We start from the raw sequence: 18001 nt of genomic DNA on the forward strand, positions 1-18001 counted from the left end.
CGGTGGTTCGGCGACAGGAACTGAACCGTTTGAGCACGATGACGAAGGAGTCACACCCCATGAGGACCATGACACGAACGCGGAGCACCGGCCTCGGCCTGCTCGCGACCGCGGCCGCCGCAGCACTCGTCCTGACCGGCTGCTCGAGCGGCAGCGGTGCGGCGAGCGCGGGCAGCGGGAAGATCGACGGCACCATCACGCTCCAGACCTGGGCGCTCACGCCGACCTACACGGACTACCTCGACGGCGTGATCAAGGGGTTCGAGCAGGAGCACCCCGACGCGAAGGTCAAGCTCCAGGACCAGCCCGGCGACGGCTACGCGGACAAGGTGCTGAGCCAGGCGTCGTCGAACACGCTGCCGGACGTCATCAACCTCCCGCCGGACATCGCCCTGCCGCTCGCGAAGCGCGGGTTCCTCCAGGACGTGTCGAAGGACGACAGCAAGCTCGCGAGCACCTACGTCTCCGGTGCGCTCGACTCGTACGAGTACAAGGGCCTCGACGGCACGTACGGGTACCCGTGGTACCTCAACACCGACGTCGACTACTGGAACAAGTCCATGTTCGACAAGTGCGGCCTCGACGCGGACAACCCGCCGAAGACCACGGACGACCTCTTCACGCAGGCGAAGACGATGCACGAGAAGTGCCCGGACGACTACCTGATGAGCCGCAAGCCCGGCCTCGGTGACTTCACCCTCGCCGGCGTCAAGGTGCTCAACAGCGACGGCACGAAGTTCACCTTCGCCGACTCCTCGAAGGCCGCCGACCTCATCGGCCGCTACAAGGAGGCGTACCAGGACGGCTACATGCCGTCGAACGTGCTGAACAGCGACTACCTCGGCAACTCGACACTCTTCACGCAGCAGAAGGTCGCCTGGACCACCGGTGGTGCCACGGCACTGTCCGACATGGTGAAGAACAACCCGTCGCTCAAGGGCAACGTCACCGTGAGCCCGGCACTCGACGCCCCGCCGCTGTACGTGCAGGGCCTGTCCGTCTCGTCGAAGTCGAAGCACCTCGCCACGGCCGAGGCCTTCGCCCAGTACATGACGAACGCCAAGAACCAGGAGGCCTTCGCGCACCTGGTCAACATCTTCCCGTCGACCACGTCGTCGCAGTCCGACCCGTACTTCTCGAAGGACGACGGCACCGTGAACGGCAAGGCCCGCGTGCTCGCGAACGAGGCGCTCAAGCAGGCGAAGGTCCTCAACCCGGTCGAGGCGAACTCCGCGATGACGGACTTCCTCGACCAGCAGATCGCCCTCGCCATGAAGGGCCAGGTCTCGCCGGAGCAGGCGCTCCAGACGGCGCAGACGAAGATGAACTCGCTCCTGGCCAACGGCTGATGCGCGCCAACCGCTGGTTCACGCCCTGGCTGCTCGTCCTGCCGGCCCTCGTCTGGCTGCTCGCGTTCAGCCTCTGGCCGTCGATCAACACCGTCCGGCTGTCGTTCACGAACGCCAGCCCCCTCGGGGGCGTGAGCCAGTGGGTGGGCGTCAGGAACTTCCAGACCCTCCTCGCTGATCCGCAGGTGTGGGAGGCGCTGCTCAACAGCGTCATCTACATGGCGATCTGCCTGCCGCTGCTGACCGTGCTGCCCCTGCTCATCGCGGTCCTCGTGCAGCAGAAGCTCCCCGGCATCGCGTTCTTCCGGACCGCGTACTACACGCCGGTCATCGCCTCCGCGGTGGTCGTCGGCCTCATCTGGAACTGGATCCTCGACGACCGCGGGGTGGTCAACGAGATCGTGAAGGCGCTCGGCGGTGTGGGCATCCCGTTCCTCACCGATCGGTGGCTGCTGCTCGTGAGCGCGATCAGCCTGACGGTCTGGAAGGGCCTCGGGTACTACATGATCATCTTCCTCGCCGCCCTCGGGAACGTCGGCAAGGACCTCCACGAAGCCGCCGCGCTCGACGGCGCCGGTGCCGTGCGGCGGTTCTGGTCGGTCACGATGCCGGGCGTCCGCGGGACGATGACCCTCGTCGGCATCCTCGTGTGCGTCAGCGCGCTCCGGGTGTTCAGCGAGCTCTACATCCTCACCAACGGCACCGGCGGGCCGGGCGGGCAGGACAACTCGCTCGTCATGCTCATCCAGCAGTACGCCCGCGGCTTCACCGGCAACCTCGGCTACGCGTCCGCCCTGAGCCTCCTGCTCTTCGTCGTGACGCTCGTCCCGATGCTCGCCCTCGCCCGCATGAACAGCAAGGCCGACAAGTGACCAACACGACCAACACCACCGAGCCGGTGATCGGGGGCGCCGCCGGCGCGGCCGCCCCCGCGCCGGACGTGACCGGCGCGACGGATGCGCACCGCGCCTCCAGGCCGAACGCACGTGACGGACGTGACGGCGACGGCCGTCGACGGCGCCGCGTCGTCTGGGGCGTGATGTCGACCCGCGAGAAGGTGGTCCGCTACGTCCTGCTCGTCGTGGTCCTCTTCATCACGATCGGCCCGTTCCTGTGGCAGTTCTCGACGTCGCTCAAGGGCGCCGGCGAGGACATCTACACCGCGAACCCGTCGTTCATCCCCTCCGAGCCGACCATCGAGAACTACCTCAAGGTGGCAGCGGCGATCCCGGTCTGGCGGTACATCGGCAACTCGCTGCTCGTCGCCGCGATCGACGTGTTCGGGAACATCGTGTTCGCGACGCTCGCCGGGTTCGCCCTGGCCCGCCTGCAGTGGCGGTTCCGCAAGGTCGTGCTCGGGCTGTTCCTCGCCACCCTGGTACTGCCGGGGGAGGCCACGATCATCAGCCAGTTCGTCACCGTGAAGGACCTCGGGCTCGCCGACAACCTCGTCGGCGTCGCGCTGCCCGGCATGATCGCGGCGCTCAACGTCCTGCTCATGTTCAACGCGTTCCGGCAGATCCCCGAGGAGATCGACCAGGCCGCGGTCATGGACGGCGCGAACGCGATGCAGCGCCTCCGGTACATCTCGCTCCCCGCGGTGCAGGGCACCATCGCCGTGATCGCGATCTTCTCGTTCATCGGGGCGTGGGACGACTTCCTGTGGCCGCTCATCGTGCTGCAGTCGCCCGAGAACCTCACCCTCACCGTCGGGCTGCAGTACCTGCAGGGCACGTTCGCCACCGACCAGCGGATGATCTCGGCCGGGACCATGATCGCGTTCATCCCGATCGCCGTGATCTTCGCCGTCCTGCAGCGCTTCTTCTTCAAGGGCGTCGAAGAGGGCGGAGTGAAGGGCTGATGCGCTTCGGCGTCAACTACACCCCGGCCGTCGGCTGGTTCCACTCCTGGCTCGACTTCTCGGCGTCCGACACCGCCCGCGACCTCGAGGCGATCGCCTCGCTCGGCGCCGACCACGTGCGGATCTTCCCGCTGTGGCCGGTCGTGCAGCCGAACCGGACGCTCATCCGGCCGCAGGCGCTGCGGGACGTCGCGACCGTCGTGGACCTCGCCGGGTCGTTCGGCCTCGACGTGAACGTCGACGCGCTGCAGGGGCACCTGTCCAGCTTCGACTTCGTCCCGTCGTGGCTCGACAGCTGGCACCGTCGCAACATGTTCACCGACCCGGAGGTCGTCGCGTCCACCGCCGCCTACGTGGAGGCGCTCGCCGCCGCCGTCGCGGACCGGCCCAACCTGCTCGGCATCTCGATCGGCAACGAGGTCAACCAGTTCGCGCACGCGCCGCACCCCGCCCCGCACGACATCACCGCGGAGCAGGGGCACGCGTGGGCGGCGGCGATGGTCGCGGCCGCCCGGCGCGGCCTGTCCGGCGGGCCCGGCGCATCCGGCCTGGAGGCGCGGCGCGGCTCCGCCCCGCTGGTCACCGTCGCGCAGTACGACGCGGCCTGGTACGACGACGCGCAGCCCTTCGGACCCGAGCACGCGGCGGACCACGGTGACGCCACCATCACGCACTCGTGGGTGTTCAACGGCACCGCGGCGCTCCACGGGCCGCTCGGCGCGGGGTCGGTGCGGCACGGCGAGTACCTCGTCCAGCTCGCGGCGGCCTGGAACCGCGAGCCCGGGCGGCCGAACTGGCTGCAGGAGGTCGGCGCCCCGACGAACGTCGTGCCGCCGTCGGACGCCGCGTCGTTCACGGAGCAGACCATCCGGCACGTCGCCGGCGCCCAGGACGTCCTCGGCGTCACCTGGTGGTGCTCCCACGACGTCTCCCGGTCCCTCGCGGACTTCCCGGAGCTCGAGTACGACCTCGGCCTGTTCACCAACGACGGCGCGCTCAAGCCCGCGGGTGAGGCCTTCGCGGCGCTCGCCCGCGCCGGGGCCCCGACGCCGACGGCGCCCCCGTCGACCGCGCTCGTGCTCGATGACGTGCTGCCCGACGGGACCCCGCGTCACGGCACCCGCGCGGACTGCGCACCCGGTGGTCGCTTCGCCGCCGCCTGGCTCGCGCTCGCCGAGTCCGCGGCGGACGGACGGGGCCCGCAGGTCGTGCTCCGATCACGACTCGCCGACGGAGCACTGCGCGGCGCCCGGGGCATCGCGAGGATCGTGGAGGTGCCGGGCGACCTGGACGGCACCAGCCTGACCGTCGCGCACCCCGCCACCATGCCCTGACCGTCGCGCACCCCGCCACCATGCCCTGACCGAACCACCCACCAGCCCCGCTGCCGGCAGCGACGCCGACCCTCCCTCCCGGAAGGACCCCATGCACGACGACATCCCCCTCACCACCGGACGCGCCCGACGGGTCCTCGACGAGCGGATCCTGCCCGCGGTGCACGCCACGGCCACGCCGCTCGACACCGCCTGGCACGAGCTCCCCGGGGAGCCGATCCCGCCGGCGTCCGGGCTCGCGCTCGAGTTCGAGCCGTACGAGGTCGGCACGACCTGGGGTGCCGCATGGGGCACGACCTGGTTCCGGCTGACCGGGACCGTGCCGACCGAGTGGGCCGGACGCCGCGTCGAGGCCGTGATCGACCTCGGGTTCGACAAGAACATGCCGGGCTTCCAGTGCGAGGGACTCGTGTACCTGTCCGACGGCACCCCGGTGAAGTCGATCAACCCCCGGAACCAGTGGGTGCTCGTCACCGAGGAAGCGGTCGGCGGCGAGACCGTCGAGCTCTTCGTCGAGGCCGCGTCGAACCCGGTGCTGCTCGACTACCACCCCTTCCTCGTCACGCACGAGGGCGACATCGAGACGTCCTCGCCGAAGCGCCTCTACACCTCGCGCCGGATGGACCTCGCCGTCTTCGAGTCCGAGGTGCACGAGCTCGCACTCGACCTCGAGGTCCTCCTCGAACTCCAGGCGCAGCTGCCGGAGGGGCCCCGCCGCATGCGGATCCTGCAGGCGCTCGACGATGCGCTCGACCGGCTCGACCTGCAGCACGTCGCCGCCACGGCCCCGGACGCCCGCGCGGCGCTCGCTGCTGTCCTCGCCGCACCCGCGGACGCGTCGGCGCACACCATCTCGGCGATCGGGCACGCCCACATCGACTCCGCCTGGCTCTGGCCGGTCCGCGAGACGATCCGCAAGGTCGCCCGCACCACCTCGACGATGACCGAGCTCATCGACCAGACCGACGACTTCCTCTACGGCATGTCCAGCGCGCAGCAGTACGCGTGGATCAAGGAGCACCGGCCCGAGGTCTACGCCCGGGTGCAGGCCGCCGTCGAGGCCGGTCGGTTCCTGCCGCTCGGCGGCATGTGGGTCGAGTCCGACACGGTGATGCCCACGGGTGAGAGCATCGTGCGGCAGTTCTCGCAGGGCCAGCGGTTCTTCGAGCGCGAGTTCGGCATCCGGCCGAAGGGGGTCTGGCTGCCGGACAGCTTCGGGTACTCGCCGGCGCTGCCGCAGCTCATGCGGCGTGCGGGCTTCGAGTGGTTCTTCACGCAGAAGATCTCGTGGAACCAGGTCAACAAGTTCCCACACCACACGTTCCTCTGGGAGGGCATCGACGGCTCGCGGGTGTTCTCGCACTTCCCGTCGATGGACACCTACAACTCGCGGCTCAGCGGCGAGGAGGTCGCGAAGGCCGCGAGCCAGTTCCGGGAGAACCGGATCGCCACGGGGTCGATCGCGCCCGTCGGCTGGGGCGACGGCGGCGGTGGCACGACCCGGGAGATGACCGGCACGGCCGCCCGGCTCGCCGACCTCGAAGGCAGCGCCAAGGTCCGCTGGGAGCACCCGGACACGTTCTTCGACCGCGCGAAGTCCGAGCTGCCGAACCCGCCGGTGTGGGTGGGGGAGCTGTACCTCGAGCTGCACCGGGCCACGCTCACGAGCCAGCACCAGACCAAGCAGGGCAACCGCCGGTGCGAACAGCTGCTGATCGAGGCCGAGCTGTGGGCCACGACCGCCGCCGCACGCACGGGGTTCGCCTACCCGTACGACGAGCTCGACGCGCTGTGGCAGCAGGTGCTCCTGCAGCAGTTCCACGACATCCTGCCGGGGACCTCGATCGCGTGGGTGCACCGCGAAGCGGTCGCGAAGTACGCCGAGACGGCGGCACGGCTCGAGGCGGTCATCGCGGACGCCCTGTCGGCGCTGGCCGGAGCCGGCGACACGACGGTCGTCGTGAACCCGGCCCCGTTCCTCCAGGCCGGAGCACCCGCGCAGGGCGCGGTCGTGGCGACGGACGTGCCGGCGGCGACCGCCGTGTCCCTGGCGGAGCGGGACGGTGGGTACGTCCTGACCAACGACCTCGTCCGCGTGGTCGTCGACGGCCGCGGACTCGTGACGAGCGCGGTCGACCTCACGTCCGGCCGCGAGGCGGTCGCCCCCGAGCAGGTCGCGAACCTGCTGCAGCTGCACCAGGACTTCCCGAACATGTGGGACGCGTGGGACGTCGACCGGTACTACCGCAACCGCGTCGAGGACCTCGTCCAGGTGTCCTCGCTCGACGCATCGGTCGACGACAGGGGAGTCGCACGCGTGGTGGTCGTGCGTGCGTTCGGTGACTCGACCGTGACGCAGGAGATCGTCCTCGCACCCGGGTCCCGCACCCTCGAGTTCGACCAGGTGACGGACTGGCACGAGACCGAGAAGTTCCTCAAGGTGGCGTTCCCGCTCGACGTCCGCGCCGAGCACACCGTCGCCGAGACGCAGTTCGGCGCGCAGAAGCGGGTGACGCACACGAACACCTCGTGGGAGGCCGCGAAGTTCGAGACCTCGATGCACCGGTTCGTCCTCGTCGAGGAGCCCGGGTTCGGGGTGGCGCTCGTCAACGACTCGATCCACGGGTTCGACACCACCCGCGACGCCGTCGACGGGCACGTGACCACCACCGTCCGGCTGTCGTTGCTGCGCGCGCCGCGGTTCCCGGACCCGGAGACCGACCAGGGCACCCAGACGCACCGGTACGGCCTCGTCATCGGGACGGACCAACTCGGCGCCACGGAGGCCGGCGTGGTCATGAACGCGTCGGTGCGGCGGATCACGGGAGCGCACGGGTTCGAGCCGCTCGTGCAGGTGTCCGGCGATGTCGTGCTGTCGAGCGTGAAGCTCGCGGACGACCGCTCGGGCGACCTGGTCGTCCGCGTGTACGAGCCGTCCGGACGTCGGGGGACCGGCGGCATCGCGGTCGACGGCGGGTGGTCGGGGCCGGTCGAGGTCACGTTGCTCGAGGAGCCCGACGCGGGGCTCCCCGGCGCGGCCTCGGTCACCGACGGCGTCGCGGCGTTCCCGGTCGACGCCTACGAGGTCCGGACCTTCCGCTTCGCGCGGACGGCCGTCTGAGACCCCGCCGCCGGGGCTTCGGGTGCCCCGGCGGCGGTCCCCGGTCGGCGTCCGTCGGCCGGTTCATCACTCGAAGAGGAGTGCCATGAAGAAGTCCACGAAGTTCGGGATCGTCGCGGCCATCGCCGCGATGGTCGCGGCACCACTCGTGCCGTCCGCCGCCTCGGCGGCGCCGTCGCCCACCGGGCTCGCCCACGGGGTCGGCGCGCACCACGGCGTCGGCCACGGCGCGCAGCCGCACGCCACCCCGACGAAGTCCGGGCCGACGAGCATCGCCTACGTCGAGGTCAACAACGACCAGCTGTCGAACGTCGGCCGCTACACGCTCGCGAACGGCGCCAACGCGTTCGACGTCGCGATCATCTTCGCCGCGAACATCAACTGGGACGGGACGAAGGCCGTCCTGTACAACAACGAGAACGTGCAGCGCACCCTCGACGACGCCGCGACCCAGATCCGGCCGCTGCAGGCCAAGGGCATCAAGGTGTCGCTGTCGATCCTCGGCAACCACCAAGGCGCCGGCATCGCGAACTTCCCGACGCAGGCCGCCGCGGAGGACTTCGCCGCCCAGGTCTCCGCCACCGTGTCGGAGTACGGGCTCGACGGCGTCGACCTCGACGACGAGTACTCCGACTACGGCACGAACGGCACCCCACAGCCGAACCAGCAGTCGATCGGCTGGCTCATCAGCGCGCTCCGTGCCGACATGCCCGGCAAGACCATCTCGTTCTACGACATCGGCCCGGCGTCCTCGGCCCTGGCGTCGTCGAGCTCGGCGATCGGCTCGCAGCTCGACTACGCCTGGAACCCGTACTACGGCACGTACTCGGCGCCGTCGATCCCGGGACTCGGCAAGGACCGGCTGTCGGCGGCCGCGGTCGACATCCAGAACACGTCGCAGTCGACGGCGGTGTCGTTGGCGCAGCGCACGAAGGCCGACGGCTACGGCGTCTTCATGACGTACAACCTGCCGGACGGTGACGTCTCGCCGTACGTGTCGTCGCTCACGCAGGTCCTCTACGGGCAGGCCGCGTCGTACCACTGACGCGCGTCGCTCTGGCGGCTCGCCTCGTGCGCCCCGCGGCTCCTGCTCCGGCCTGGAGGCGCGGGGTGCGTCCGTCCCGCCACTCGCGTCGGACGGTGATCTCTCCTCCAGTCCGTGGCAGATCCGGTGCACGATCCTCGGGGTACGCGCACCGAAACCGTCACCTCCGGATCCGTGGATCGGCTCGCCCGACGTCGTACGATCGCCGCGTGGAGGTCGAGTTCGACGGCGAGGTCATCGAGTGGCGCGGTCCGGCGCCGTTCTTCTACGCCGTCGTGCCGCCCGACGCGGCCGAGAGCGTCCACGAACTCGCGCCGATGCTGACGTACGGGTGGGGTGTGATCCCCGCGCGGGTGCGGATCGGGACCGTGACCTGGACGACGTCGCTCTTCCCGAAGGACGGCGGGTACCTCGTGCCGTTGCGTGCGGCGGAGCGGCGGCGTGCGGGCGTGGAGCTCGGGGACGTGCCGCACGTGACGCTGACCTTCGGCGACGCCTGAGGCGCGGCATCGGCGCCGCCGTGATCGGCGAGGGAGCGTCTGTTGGACGTGGAGGGGATGACGGGAATCGAACCCGCGTAGCCAGTTTGGAAGACTGGGGCTCTACCATTGAGCTACATCCCCGCGGCCGCGCACGTGTCGCAGCCCCATCATCGTAGCGGACGAACAGCGACCGACATGCCACCCCTCGTGACGCTCCCGCCGAGCGACCGGGACGCCCGCCGCATCCGGTGGTCCCGCGTCGTCTCGTACGTGCTGGTCGTCCTCGCCGCGGTCGTGTTCTCGCTCCGCCCGGCACTGTTCGGCGACCCGCAGACCCAACCCGCACACGCGCTCCTGCACGTCTGGCGGATCGTGCTCGGCATCGTCCTCGTGCTCGCGGCGGCAGCGGTGCAGATCGCCGTCGGCGTCCGGTGGCGGCGGGACCTCCGGCGTCGTGCCGACGAGGACTGATCCCTCCACAGGGACGCGCCGGGCAACACGGATCCACGACGCTCCACAGCTCCCGGGAACCGCGCGCCCGCAGACCGCTACACTCATCGGGGTCGCATGCGCCCTCCCGGCGTGCGTGGCCACCCCTGGCCCAGTCAAACGGGGCGTAGCTCAGCTTGGTAGAGCGCCCGCTTTGGGAGCGGGAGGTCGCAGGTTCAAATCCTGTCGCCCCGACCAGGTCCACAAGAACGTCAACCAACAGGAGTACATCCCTTGGCCACCAGCACCGTCGACAAGCTGAGCGACACCCGCGTCAAGCTCACCGTGAACGTGACGCCGGAAGACCTCAAGCCGAGCATCGACCACGCGTACAAGCACATCGCCGAGCAGATCAACATCCCGGGCTTCCGCAAGGGCAAGGTCCCGCCGGCGATCGTCGACCAGCGTGTCGGCCGTGGCGAGGTCCTGAACCACGCCGTCGGCGACGCGATCGACAACTTCTACCGCCAGGCGGTGGAGGAGCAGGAGCTGCGCATCCTCGGCCGTGCCGAGGCCGACGTCGCCGAGCTCCCGAACGTGAAGGACTTCACGGGCGACCTCGTCCTCACCTTCGAGGTGGACGTGCGCCCCGAGTTCGACCTCCCGGACTACTCGAGCTACGAGCTCACGGTCGACGCCGTGGACGTCACCGACGAGGAGATCGAGGAGGAGCTGCAGAACCTGCGCACCCGCTTCGGCACGCTCGTCACGGTCGACCGTCCGGCGACCAAGGGCGACTTCGCCCAGATCGACCTCACCGCCACGATCGGCGACGACGAGGTCGACTCGGCCACCGGCGTCTCCTACGAGATCGGCTCGGGCGACCTGCTCGAGGGCATCGACGAGGCGCTCGAGTCCCTCACCGCCGGTGAGTCGACGACCTTCGAGTCGACGCTCGTCGGTGGCGACCGCGAGGGCGAGACCGCGCAGATCGCCGTCACCGTCACCGCCGTCAAGGAGCGCGAGCTCCCCGACGCCGACGACGAGTTCGCCCAGATCGCGAGCCAGTTCGACACGATCGACGAGCTCAAGGCGGACCTCAAGGAGCAGATCGCGAAGTCGAAGAGCTTCGGCCAGGGCGCCGCGGCCCGCGACAAGCTCGTCGAGAAGCTCATCGAGGACGTCAACATCCCGATCTCGGAGAAGCTCATCGAGGACGAGGTGCACCGTCACCTCGAGCAGGAGAACCGCCTCGAGGACGACGAGCACCGCAAGGAGGTTGCCGAGTCCAGCGAGAAGGCCTTCCGCTCGCAGATCCTCCTCGACGCGATCGCCGAGAAGGAAGAGATCCAGGTCTCGCAGGAGGAGCTCACGCAGTACCTCATCCAGGCCGCTGCGCAGTACGGCATGGAGCCGGCCGAGTTCATCCGCGTCATCGACCAGAACGGGCAGATCCCGGGCATGGTCGGCGAGGTGGCCCGCTCGAAGGCCGTCGCGACCGTCCTCTCCAAGGTGACCGTCAAGGACTCCAACGGCGGCGACGTCGACCTCTCCGCCTTCACGGCGGGTGTCGCGCAGACCCCGGCGGAGGACGCTGAGTAAGCGTCTCCACCCTCCGGACGGGAGGCGCGGTGCCAGCTGGCACCGCGCCTCCCGTCCGTTGTGGGCACGATCCGACCGCCCAGAGCGAACACACGCGAAGTGGTGCGTTGCACCCGATAAGTTCGACATCAAGCGACAACTGAACGGGAGCTTTTCCATGGCCGAAGCGACACTGAACCCCAGTGTTTTTGACCGCCTTCTGAGAGACCGGATCGTGTGGCTCGGCTCCGAGGTCCGCGACGACAACTCGAACGAGATCGCAGCGAAGCTGCTGATGCTCGCGGCCGAGGACCCTGAGAAGGACATCTACCTCTACATCAACTCGCCCGGTGGCTCGATCACCGCCGGCATGGCGATCTACGACACGATGCAGTTCGTGCCGAACGACATCGTCACGGTGGGCATCGGCCTCGCGGCCTCGATGGGGCAGTTCCTGCTCTCGTCGGGCACCCCGGGCAAGCGCTACATCACCCCGAACGCGCGTGTGCTGCTGCACCAGCCGTCCGGTGGCTTCGGCGGCACCGCTGCCGACATCCAGACGCAGGCGAAGGTCATCCTCGACATGAAGCAGCGGATGGCCGAGCTCACGGCGGAGCAGACCGGCAAGTCGATCGAGCAGATCCTCAAGGACAACGACCGCGACAACTGGTTCACGGCGCAGGAGGCCCTCGAGTACGGCTTCGTGGACCACCTCCGTGCGTCCTCGAGCGAGGTCGTCGGCGGCGGTGGCACCGTCGCGGACGGCGAGACGCCGACCCCGGCCGCCGAGCCCGAGTCCAACTGACCACCACCGAAGAAAAGGAAACGAGAATGCATCTCCCCATGCTCGGTGGCGCGCAGAACGTCCCGGCTCCGTCCGACCGCTACATCCTCCCGAGCTTCGAGGAGCGCACGGCCTACGGCTACAAGCGGCAGGACCCGTACGCGAAGCTCTTCGAGGACCGCATCGTGTTCCTCGGCGTCCAGGTCGACGACGCGTCGGCTGACGACGTGATGGCGCAGCTGCTGGTGCTCGAGTCGATGGACCCGGACCGCGACATCGTCATGTACATCAACTCGCCCGGTGGCTCGTTCACCGCGATGACGGCGATCTACGACACGATGCAGTACATCCGTCCGCAGATCCAGACGGTCTGCCTCGGGCAGGCCGCTTCGGCCGCGTCGGTGCTCCTCGCTGCCGGTACCCCCGGCAAGCGTCTGGCGCTCCCGAACGCCCGCGTGCTCATCCACCAGCCCGCGGTCCAGCAGGGTGGCGGCCAGGCGTCCGACATCGAGATCCAGGCGGCGGAGATCCTCCGCATGCGCACCTGGCTCGAAGAGACGCTGTCGAAGCACTCGAACAAGACGGCGGCCGAGGTCAACAACGACATCGAGCGCGACAAGATCATGTCCGCCGAAGAGGCGCTCGAGTACGGCCTGATCGACCAGGTCCTCACGAGCCGCAAGAACCTGCCGGCGCTCGTCAAGTAGCGCTGCAGCGCGAAGGCCCCGCACCGTCCGGTGCGGGGCCTTCGTGCGTCCGGCGCGGTTCGGGCAGGAGCGGGCTGGAGGCGCGGTGCGGCTCCGGCAGGCGGGTGTCAGTCCTCGCGGGGAGCGTCGGGGTCGTCCTCGTCCGACGACGACGGCGCTGCCGGACGCCGACGGAGGAGGAGCAGCACCGCGACGACGGCGCCGACCAGGACGACGCCGCCCGCGGCGATGAAGAGGGCATCGGTGCCGGCCGAGTCGGTCGCGCCCGAGGCCGTGCCGTTCGTCGCCGCCTCGGTGGAGCCGCCGGAGGCCGTCGCACACGTCGGGGGCTCCGCGGCCCCCGTCGCTGCGGTGAACCCGGCGGGCGCCTTCCACGTGAAGGTGTACTCGTCCGAGACCGTGTGGCCGTCGGCGGAGACGATCTGCCACTCGACGGTGTACTTCCCGGAGTCGCCGAGGGCGGCCTTCGTGGTCATCGAGGGGCCGTCGACCGCGAGGCAGCCGTCCTCGTAGTACTTGCCGTCGGGGCCGACGATCCGGTACGCGAACCCCGCGTTCGACCCGCCGATGTCGAGCAGCTTGTCGTTCGTCGTGATCTCGAACGCCTTCGGCAGCGACGTGAGCGTGCCGTCCGCCTTCGGCGTCGAGGCGATCATGTAGTTGTGCGCGCTGGCCGGAGCGGCGAGGCCGAGGACCGAACCGCCCACGATCGTGAGGGCCGTGGCGGCCGCGGCCACGAGCCTCCCGGCAGCACGCGAGCGGCCGCGCGGAGCACGCGCGGCCGGGTGCCGGAGCCGAGGGGTCACTTGCTCGTCCGCCGACGGGTCGAGGCGACCGCGACGACGAGGGCGGCGGCGCCGAGGACGAGGCCGCCGAGCCCGAGGAACCGCCCGACGAGGTCGGGGTCACTGCTCGTGCCGGACGCTGCCGACGCCGTCGGGGTGGTCTCGATCGGGTCGCCGTCCGGCTCCGTGGCGACCGCGGCGGTCAGGACGACCGACGGTGCCGGGTGCTCGGGCTCGGCCTTGCCGTCCTGCTGCTGCTGGTCCCACTCGACCGAGCCCTTCTCGCAGGTCTGGGTCACGGGGAACTCGACGCGGTCGCCCGCCTTGCCGTCCGGCAGCGAGAACGACAGGGAGAACGTGTCGCGCTCGTCGGCGGGGAGCGGGGTCTTCGCGGTGTAGGTGACGGCCGACACACGCTGGCCGGCGTCCTCCGCGGACTCGTCGTCGGCGGAGGCCGAGGCGCTCGTGTAGGGCTCGGTGGTCTTCGTGATGGTCCAGTTCGGGTTCACGGTCGGGGTCACCTCGATGATGCTCTCCGGGACGTGGAAGGTGAGCTTCGTCGTGGGGGAGCCGTCGCAGCCGTGGGGCACCGAGAACGTCGCGGTCGTGTACGAGTCCGCGGCTGTGGAGGTCGCCGTGGCCTCGACGTGGGCGCTGGCGGCGGCCGCCGTGCCGAGGACGATCGCGGCGGTGACGCCGAGGGTGGCCGCACCGAGGACGGCGACGCGCTTGGGCATGGGGATCCTTCCGGGACTTCTACAAGTTGTAGAGCAGACTCGGACACGGTAGCAGGACCGAACGCCCTGGGCGAACGCGGACGACGAAACCGGCCGGGCGTCGCGGTGGCTGTCGCCGGTTGCGGTTAGGCTCGGACACAGCCGGTGGATCAGCGCCGGGTGGATCGTCAGGCGTCGGTTCCGACGGAGTCGTCGCACGGCCGAGGGAGGGCACGCACATGGCACGCATCGGAGAGAGCGCTGACCTGCTCAAGTGCTCCTTCTGCGGCAAGAGCCAGAAGCAGGTCCAGCAGCTCATCGCGGGCCCCGGCGTCTACATCTGCGACGAGTGCGTCGAGCTCTGCAACGAGATCATCGAGGAGCGCCTGGCGGAGGCGGGCGAGGACACCGCGAGCGGTGACTTCGAGCTCCCGAAGCCCCGCGAGATCTTCGACTTCCTGCAGGAGTACGTGATCGGGCAGGACCCGGCGAAGCGGGCGCTGGCGGTGGCGGTCTACAACCACTACAAGCGCATCCGCGCCCAGGGGCAGATCACCGCTGCCGAGGACCGCGACGACATCGAGATCGCGAAGTCGAACATCCTCCTGATCGGCCCGACCGGCTGCGGCAAGACCTACCTCGCGCAGACCCTCGCGAAGCGGCTGAACGTGCCCTTCGCCGTCGCGGACGCCACAGCCCTGACCGAGGCCGGCTACGTCGGCGAGGACGTCGAGAACATCCTCCTCAAGCTCATCCAGGCCGCGGACTACGACGTCAAGCGCGCCGAGACCGGCATCATCTACATCGACGAGGTCGACAAGATCGCGCGGAAGGCGGAGAACCCGTCGATCACGCGCGACGTCTCGGGTGAAGGCGTGCAGCAGGCACTGCTCAAGATCCTCGAGGGCACGACGGCCTCGGTCCCACCGCAGGGTGGTCGCAAGCACCCGCACCAGGAGTTCATCCAGATCGACACGACGAACGTGCTGTTCATCGTGGCGGGGGCGTTCGCCGGGCTCGAGGACATCGTGTCCTCGCGGGTCGGCAAGCGCGGCATCGGGTTCGGTGCACCGCTGCACAGCCCGCTCGACCAGCAGGACCTGTTCTCCGACGTGCTCCCGGAAGACCTCCACAAGTTCGGGCTCATCCCGGAGTTCATCGGTCGTCTGCCCGTCGTGACCACGGTGTCGCAGCTCGACCAGGCGGCGCTCATGCAGATCCTCACGGAGCCGAAGAACGCGCTCGTGAAGCAGTACCAGCGGATGTTCGAGATCGACGGCGTGGAGCTCGAGTTCGAGCGGGGCGCGCTCGAGGCCATCGCGGACCTCGCGGTGCTCCGACAGACCGGTGCTCGGGGTCTGCGGGCCATCCTCGAAGAGGTCCTCGGCCCGGTGATGTTCGACGTCCCCTCGGACGACGACGTGGCACGCGTGGTGATCACCCGCGAGTCAGTGCTCGAGAACGCCGCGCCGACGATCGTGCCGCGGCCGCGCGCGAAGCGCATCGAGAAGTCCGCGTAGCCGGACGCTGCCGACGCCGACGCCGGACCGCCCGCGAGGGCGGACTCTCGCGTCGAACCACGAATCCGACGTCGAACCAGCCTGCAGGACTGGTTCGACGTCGGATTCGTGGTTCGACGGTGCGGGGCAGCGTCGCCCCGCAGCCCGCAGCCCGCCGGCGGCGCCGGCCCGCGCGCTACTCGAGCCCGCGGCGCCGGAGCAGCGGCCCCACCTCGGCGTCACGCCCGCGGAAGTCCCGGTACGCCTCGAGCGGATCCTTCGACCCACCGACGCCGAGCAAGCGCGAGGCGAACCGCGCACCCGCCTCGCGCGAGAGGCCCCCGTTGTCGCGGAACCACTCCACGGTGTCGGCGTCGAGCACCTCGGACCAGATGTACCCGTAGTAGCCGGCGTCGTACCCGCCCGAGAACGTGTGCGCGAAGTACGTCGACGAGTACCGCGGTGGCACGGCCTCGACCGCGATGCCTGCGTCCGTCAGGGACTGACGCTCGAACGCCTCGACGTCCGTGACCGCAGCAGCCGCGTCAGCCGAGAGTCGGTGCCACGCCTGGTCGAGCAGCGCTGCCGCGAGGTACTCGGTCGTGGCGAAGCCCTCGTTGAACCCCTCGGACTCGCTCAGACCCAGGACGAGCTCCGGGGGCAGCGGCGCCCCGGTCTCGTGGTGCTTCGCGTAGTTCGCAAGGACGGACGGCCACGACACCCACATCTCGTTGACCTGGGACGGGAACTCGACGAAGTCCCGCTCGACGTTCGTGCCCGAGAAGCGGGGGTAGGTGGTCCGCGCGATGAGACCGTGCAGGGCGTGTCCGAACTCGTGGAAGAGCGTCTCGACCTCGTCCTGGATGAGGAGCGTGGGGGAGCCCGCGGCGGGCTTCGCCACGTTGAGGTTGTTCACGACGACCGGCAGGGTGCCCAGCAGGTGCGACTGCTCGACGACGGGGTTCATCCACGCCCCGCCGCGCTTGCCGTCCCGCGTGTAGAGGTCGAGCAGGTAGAGACCGACCGGCTCGTCCTCGTCCGACCGCACCTCGAAGACGCGGACCTCGTCGTTGTAGCCGTGCAGGTCGGGGCGCTCGGTGAAGGTCAGGCCGTAGAGGGCGTTCGCGGCGTGGAAGACGCCGTCCCGCAGGACCCGGTCGGCCTCGAAGTACGGGCGGAGCGCCGAGCTGTCGGCGGCGAACTGCTGCCCGCGGAGGAGTTCGGTGGCGTACGCCCAGTCCCACGCCTCGATCTCGTGCCCGAGGACGCGGGCACGGACCTCGCGCTCGTCGTCGGCGTTCCGGGCGGCGGCACCGACCAGCGACGAGAGCAGCCCGTCGACGGCCTCGGGGGTCCCCGCGGTCTCGTCGGCGGTCACGACCGCGGCGTGGTTCGGGAAGCCGAGCAGCTCGGCGCGCTCGGCGCGGAGCCGGACGATCCGGAGCAGGACCTCGCGGTTGTCGTGCTCGTTGCCACGGCGGCCGCGGGAGAGCGACGCCTCCATGATCCGCTGCCGCAGGCTCCGGTCCGTGAGCGAGCCGAGCCACGGGTGCCCGGTGTAGAGCGGCAGCGTGATGAGCCAGCCGTCGAGGCCGCGGTCCGCTGCGGCCCCGGCCGCCGCGGACTTCGCGCCGTCGTCGAGTCCGGCGAGTTCCTCCTCGGAGCTGACGTGCACGGCGAGGTCGTTCGTGTCCTCGAGCAGGTTCCGCTCGAACGTCGTGGTCAGCGTCGAGAGCTCCTGGTTGATCGCGGTCAGCCGCTCCTTGCCCGTGTCGTCCAGCCCGGCACCGGCGAGGGTCATCTCGGTGTGCGTGCGCTCCACGAGCCGGCGGTCCTCGTCGGTGAGGTCCGTCCGGTCGTCGACGCCCGCACGGACCGCGTCGACCCGTGCGTAGAGCCGGCCGTCGAGGGTGATCGCGTCGCTGTGGACGGCGAGGAGCGGCGAGATCTCGGCCTCGAGGTCGTGCAGCTCGGGCGTCGAGTCGGCTGACGACAGCGTGAAGAACACGTGGCTCACGCGGGCGAGTCGCTGCCCGGACCGCTCCAGGGCCACGAGCGTGTTCTCGAAGGTCGGCGCGTCCGGGTTCGTGGCGATCGCCTCGACCTCCGCTCGCTGCTCGGCCGTGCCCGCGTCGAACGCGGGGCGGAAGTGCTCGAGCCGGACGTCGGTGAACGGCGGGAGGGCGTAGGGGAGGGTGCTCGGTTCGTCGAACGGGGTTGCCATGCCGCCACCCTACGGAACAGCGCTGCGCAGCAGCGATGGATGCGTTGATGTCGGCTGGCCTAACTGGCTGAAGACATGCCTGAC

The 18001-nt window shown here is 69.9% G+C and carries 15 protein-coding genes and 2 tRNA genes; 13 read left to right on the forward strand and 4 right to left on the reverse strand.

From position 1 onward, the window contains the following. Positions 1 to 68: 68 nt before the first annotated feature. The 7 genes from MON03_RS04900 (at position 69) to MON03_RS04930 (ending at position 9210) form a co-directional block, all read left to right on the forward strand. The gene (locus tag MON03_RS04900) at positions 69 to 1349 is read left to right on the forward strand and encodes an ABC transporter substrate-binding protein (protein WP_242090844.1); all 1281 of its coding nucleotides are present in this window, start codon (positions 69 to 71) and stop codon (positions 1347 to 1349) included. Further along, on the forward strand, positions 1349 to 2221 hold the full coding sequence (locus MON03_RS04905) for a carbohydrate ABC transporter permease (protein WP_242090845.1): 873 nt from the start codon (positions 1349 to 1351) through the stop codon (positions 2219 to 2221). Before MON03_RS04900 ends, MON03_RS04905 begins: the two co-directional genes overlap by 1 nt. Beyond that, positions 2218 to 3210, forward strand: coding sequence for a carbohydrate ABC transporter permease (locus MON03_RS04910; protein WP_242090846.1), 993 nt, complete (start codon positions 2218 to 2220; stop codon positions 3208 to 3210). The genes MON03_RS04905 and MON03_RS04910 overlap by 4 nt, the downstream gene beginning before the upstream one ends. Next, a complete protein-coding gene (locus tag MON03_RS04915) occupies positions 3210 to 4544 on the forward strand; it encodes a glycoside hydrolase 5 family protein (protein WP_242090847.1) in 1335 nt (444 codons plus the stop codon). Before MON03_RS04910 ends, MON03_RS04915 begins: the two co-directional genes overlap by 1 nt. A 91-nt stretch (positions 4545 to 4635) precedes the next feature. Then, complete coding sequence (locus MON03_RS04920) at positions 4636 to 7665, forward strand: alpha-mannosidase (RefSeq protein ID WP_175327434.1); 3030 nt, start codon at positions 4636 to 4638, stop codon at positions 7663 to 7665. Between the two features lie 85 nt (positions 7666 to 7750). Continuing rightward, entirely contained in the window at positions 7751 to 8710 is a 960-nt protein-coding gene (locus MON03_RS04925; RefSeq protein WP_242090849.1) for an endo-beta-N-acetylglucosaminidase H, read from the forward strand. 209 nt (positions 8711 to 8919) lie between these two features. Beyond that, on the forward strand, positions 8920 to 9210 hold the full coding sequence (locus MON03_RS04930) for a DUF1905 domain-containing protein (RefSeq protein WP_242090851.1): 291 nt from the start codon (positions 8920 to 8922) through the stop codon (positions 9208 to 9210). 49 nt (positions 9211 to 9259) lie between these two features. On the opposite strand, the gene MON03_RS04935 is transcribed toward MON03_RS04930, so the two are convergent. Next, positions 9260 to 9333 (reverse strand) — tRNA-Gly (locus MON03_RS04935). 54 nt (positions 9334 to 9387) lie between these two features. Between MON03_RS04935 and MON03_RS04940 the strand changes: the two genes are divergently transcribed. The 5 genes from MON03_RS04940 to MON03_RS04960 all read left to right on the forward strand — a co-directional run bounded on the left by MON03_RS04940 (position 9388) and on the right by MON03_RS04960 (position 12693). Further along, on the forward strand, positions 9388 to 9663 hold the full coding sequence (locus MON03_RS04940) for a hypothetical protein (RefSeq protein ID WP_175327431.1): 276 nt from the start codon (positions 9388 to 9390) through the stop codon (positions 9661 to 9663). A 139-nt stretch (positions 9664 to 9802) separates the two neighbouring features. After that, positions 9803 to 9879, forward strand: a tRNA-Pro gene (locus tag MON03_RS04945). Between the two features lie 36 nt (positions 9880 to 9915). Then, complete coding sequence (gene tig, locus MON03_RS04950) at positions 9916 to 11223, forward strand: trigger factor (RefSeq protein ID WP_175327430.1); 1308 nt, start codon at positions 9916 to 9918, stop codon at positions 11221 to 11223. Between the two features lie 157 nt (positions 11224 to 11380). Beyond that, positions 11381 to 12007, forward strand: a complete 627-nt coding sequence (locus MON03_RS04955) for an ATP-dependent Clp protease proteolytic subunit (protein WP_022902372.1) — start codon at positions 11381 to 11383, stop codon at positions 12005 to 12007. Between the two features lie 26 nt (positions 12008 to 12033). Continuing rightward, positions 12034 to 12693, forward strand: coding sequence for an ATP-dependent Clp protease proteolytic subunit (locus MON03_RS04960; protein WP_175327429.1), 660 nt, complete (start codon positions 12034 to 12036; stop codon positions 12691 to 12693). Positions 12694 to 12800: 107 nt separating this feature from the next. Here MON03_RS04960 and MON03_RS04965 read toward each other — a convergent pair whose 3' ends face one another. Together MON03_RS04965 and MON03_RS04970 are read right to left on the reverse strand one after the other, a co-directional pair. Next, positions 12801 to 13499: a copper resistance CopC family protein gene (locus MON03_RS04965; protein WP_242090853.1), complete on the reverse strand. Its 699-nt coding sequence runs from the start codon at positions 13497 to 13499 to the stop codon at positions 12801 to 12803. After that, positions 13496 to 14215: a YcnI family copper-binding membrane protein gene (locus MON03_RS04970; RefSeq protein WP_242090855.1), complete on the reverse strand. Its 720-nt coding sequence runs from the start codon at positions 14213 to 14215 to the stop codon at positions 13496 to 13498. The genes MON03_RS04965 and MON03_RS04970 overlap by 4 nt, the downstream gene beginning before the upstream one ends. Positions 14216 to 14433: 218 nt before the next feature. Between MON03_RS04970 and clpX the strand changes: the two genes are divergently transcribed. Continuing rightward, the gene (gene clpX / locus MON03_RS04975) at positions 14434 to 15714 is read left to right on the forward strand and encodes an ATP-dependent Clp protease ATP-binding subunit ClpX (RefSeq protein ID WP_242090858.1); all 1281 of its coding nucleotides are present in this window, start codon (positions 14434 to 14436) and stop codon (positions 15712 to 15714) included. 175 nt (positions 15715 to 15889) lie between these two features. On the opposite strand, the gene MON03_RS04980 is transcribed toward clpX, so the two are convergent. After that, positions 15890 to 17917 carry a M3 family metallopeptidase gene (locus MON03_RS04980; protein WP_242090860.1) on the reverse strand — a complete coding sequence of 676 codons (2028 nt, stop codon included), beginning with the start codon at positions 17915 to 17917 and terminating at the stop codon, positions 15890 to 15892. Positions 17918 to 18001 lie beyond the last annotated feature (84 nt).

The sequence above is a fragment of the Curtobacterium sp. DN_7.5 genome (assembly GCF_022655355.1).
GTDB lineage: Bacteria > Actinomycetota > Actinomycetes > Actinomycetales > Microbacteriaceae > Curtobacterium > Curtobacterium luteum.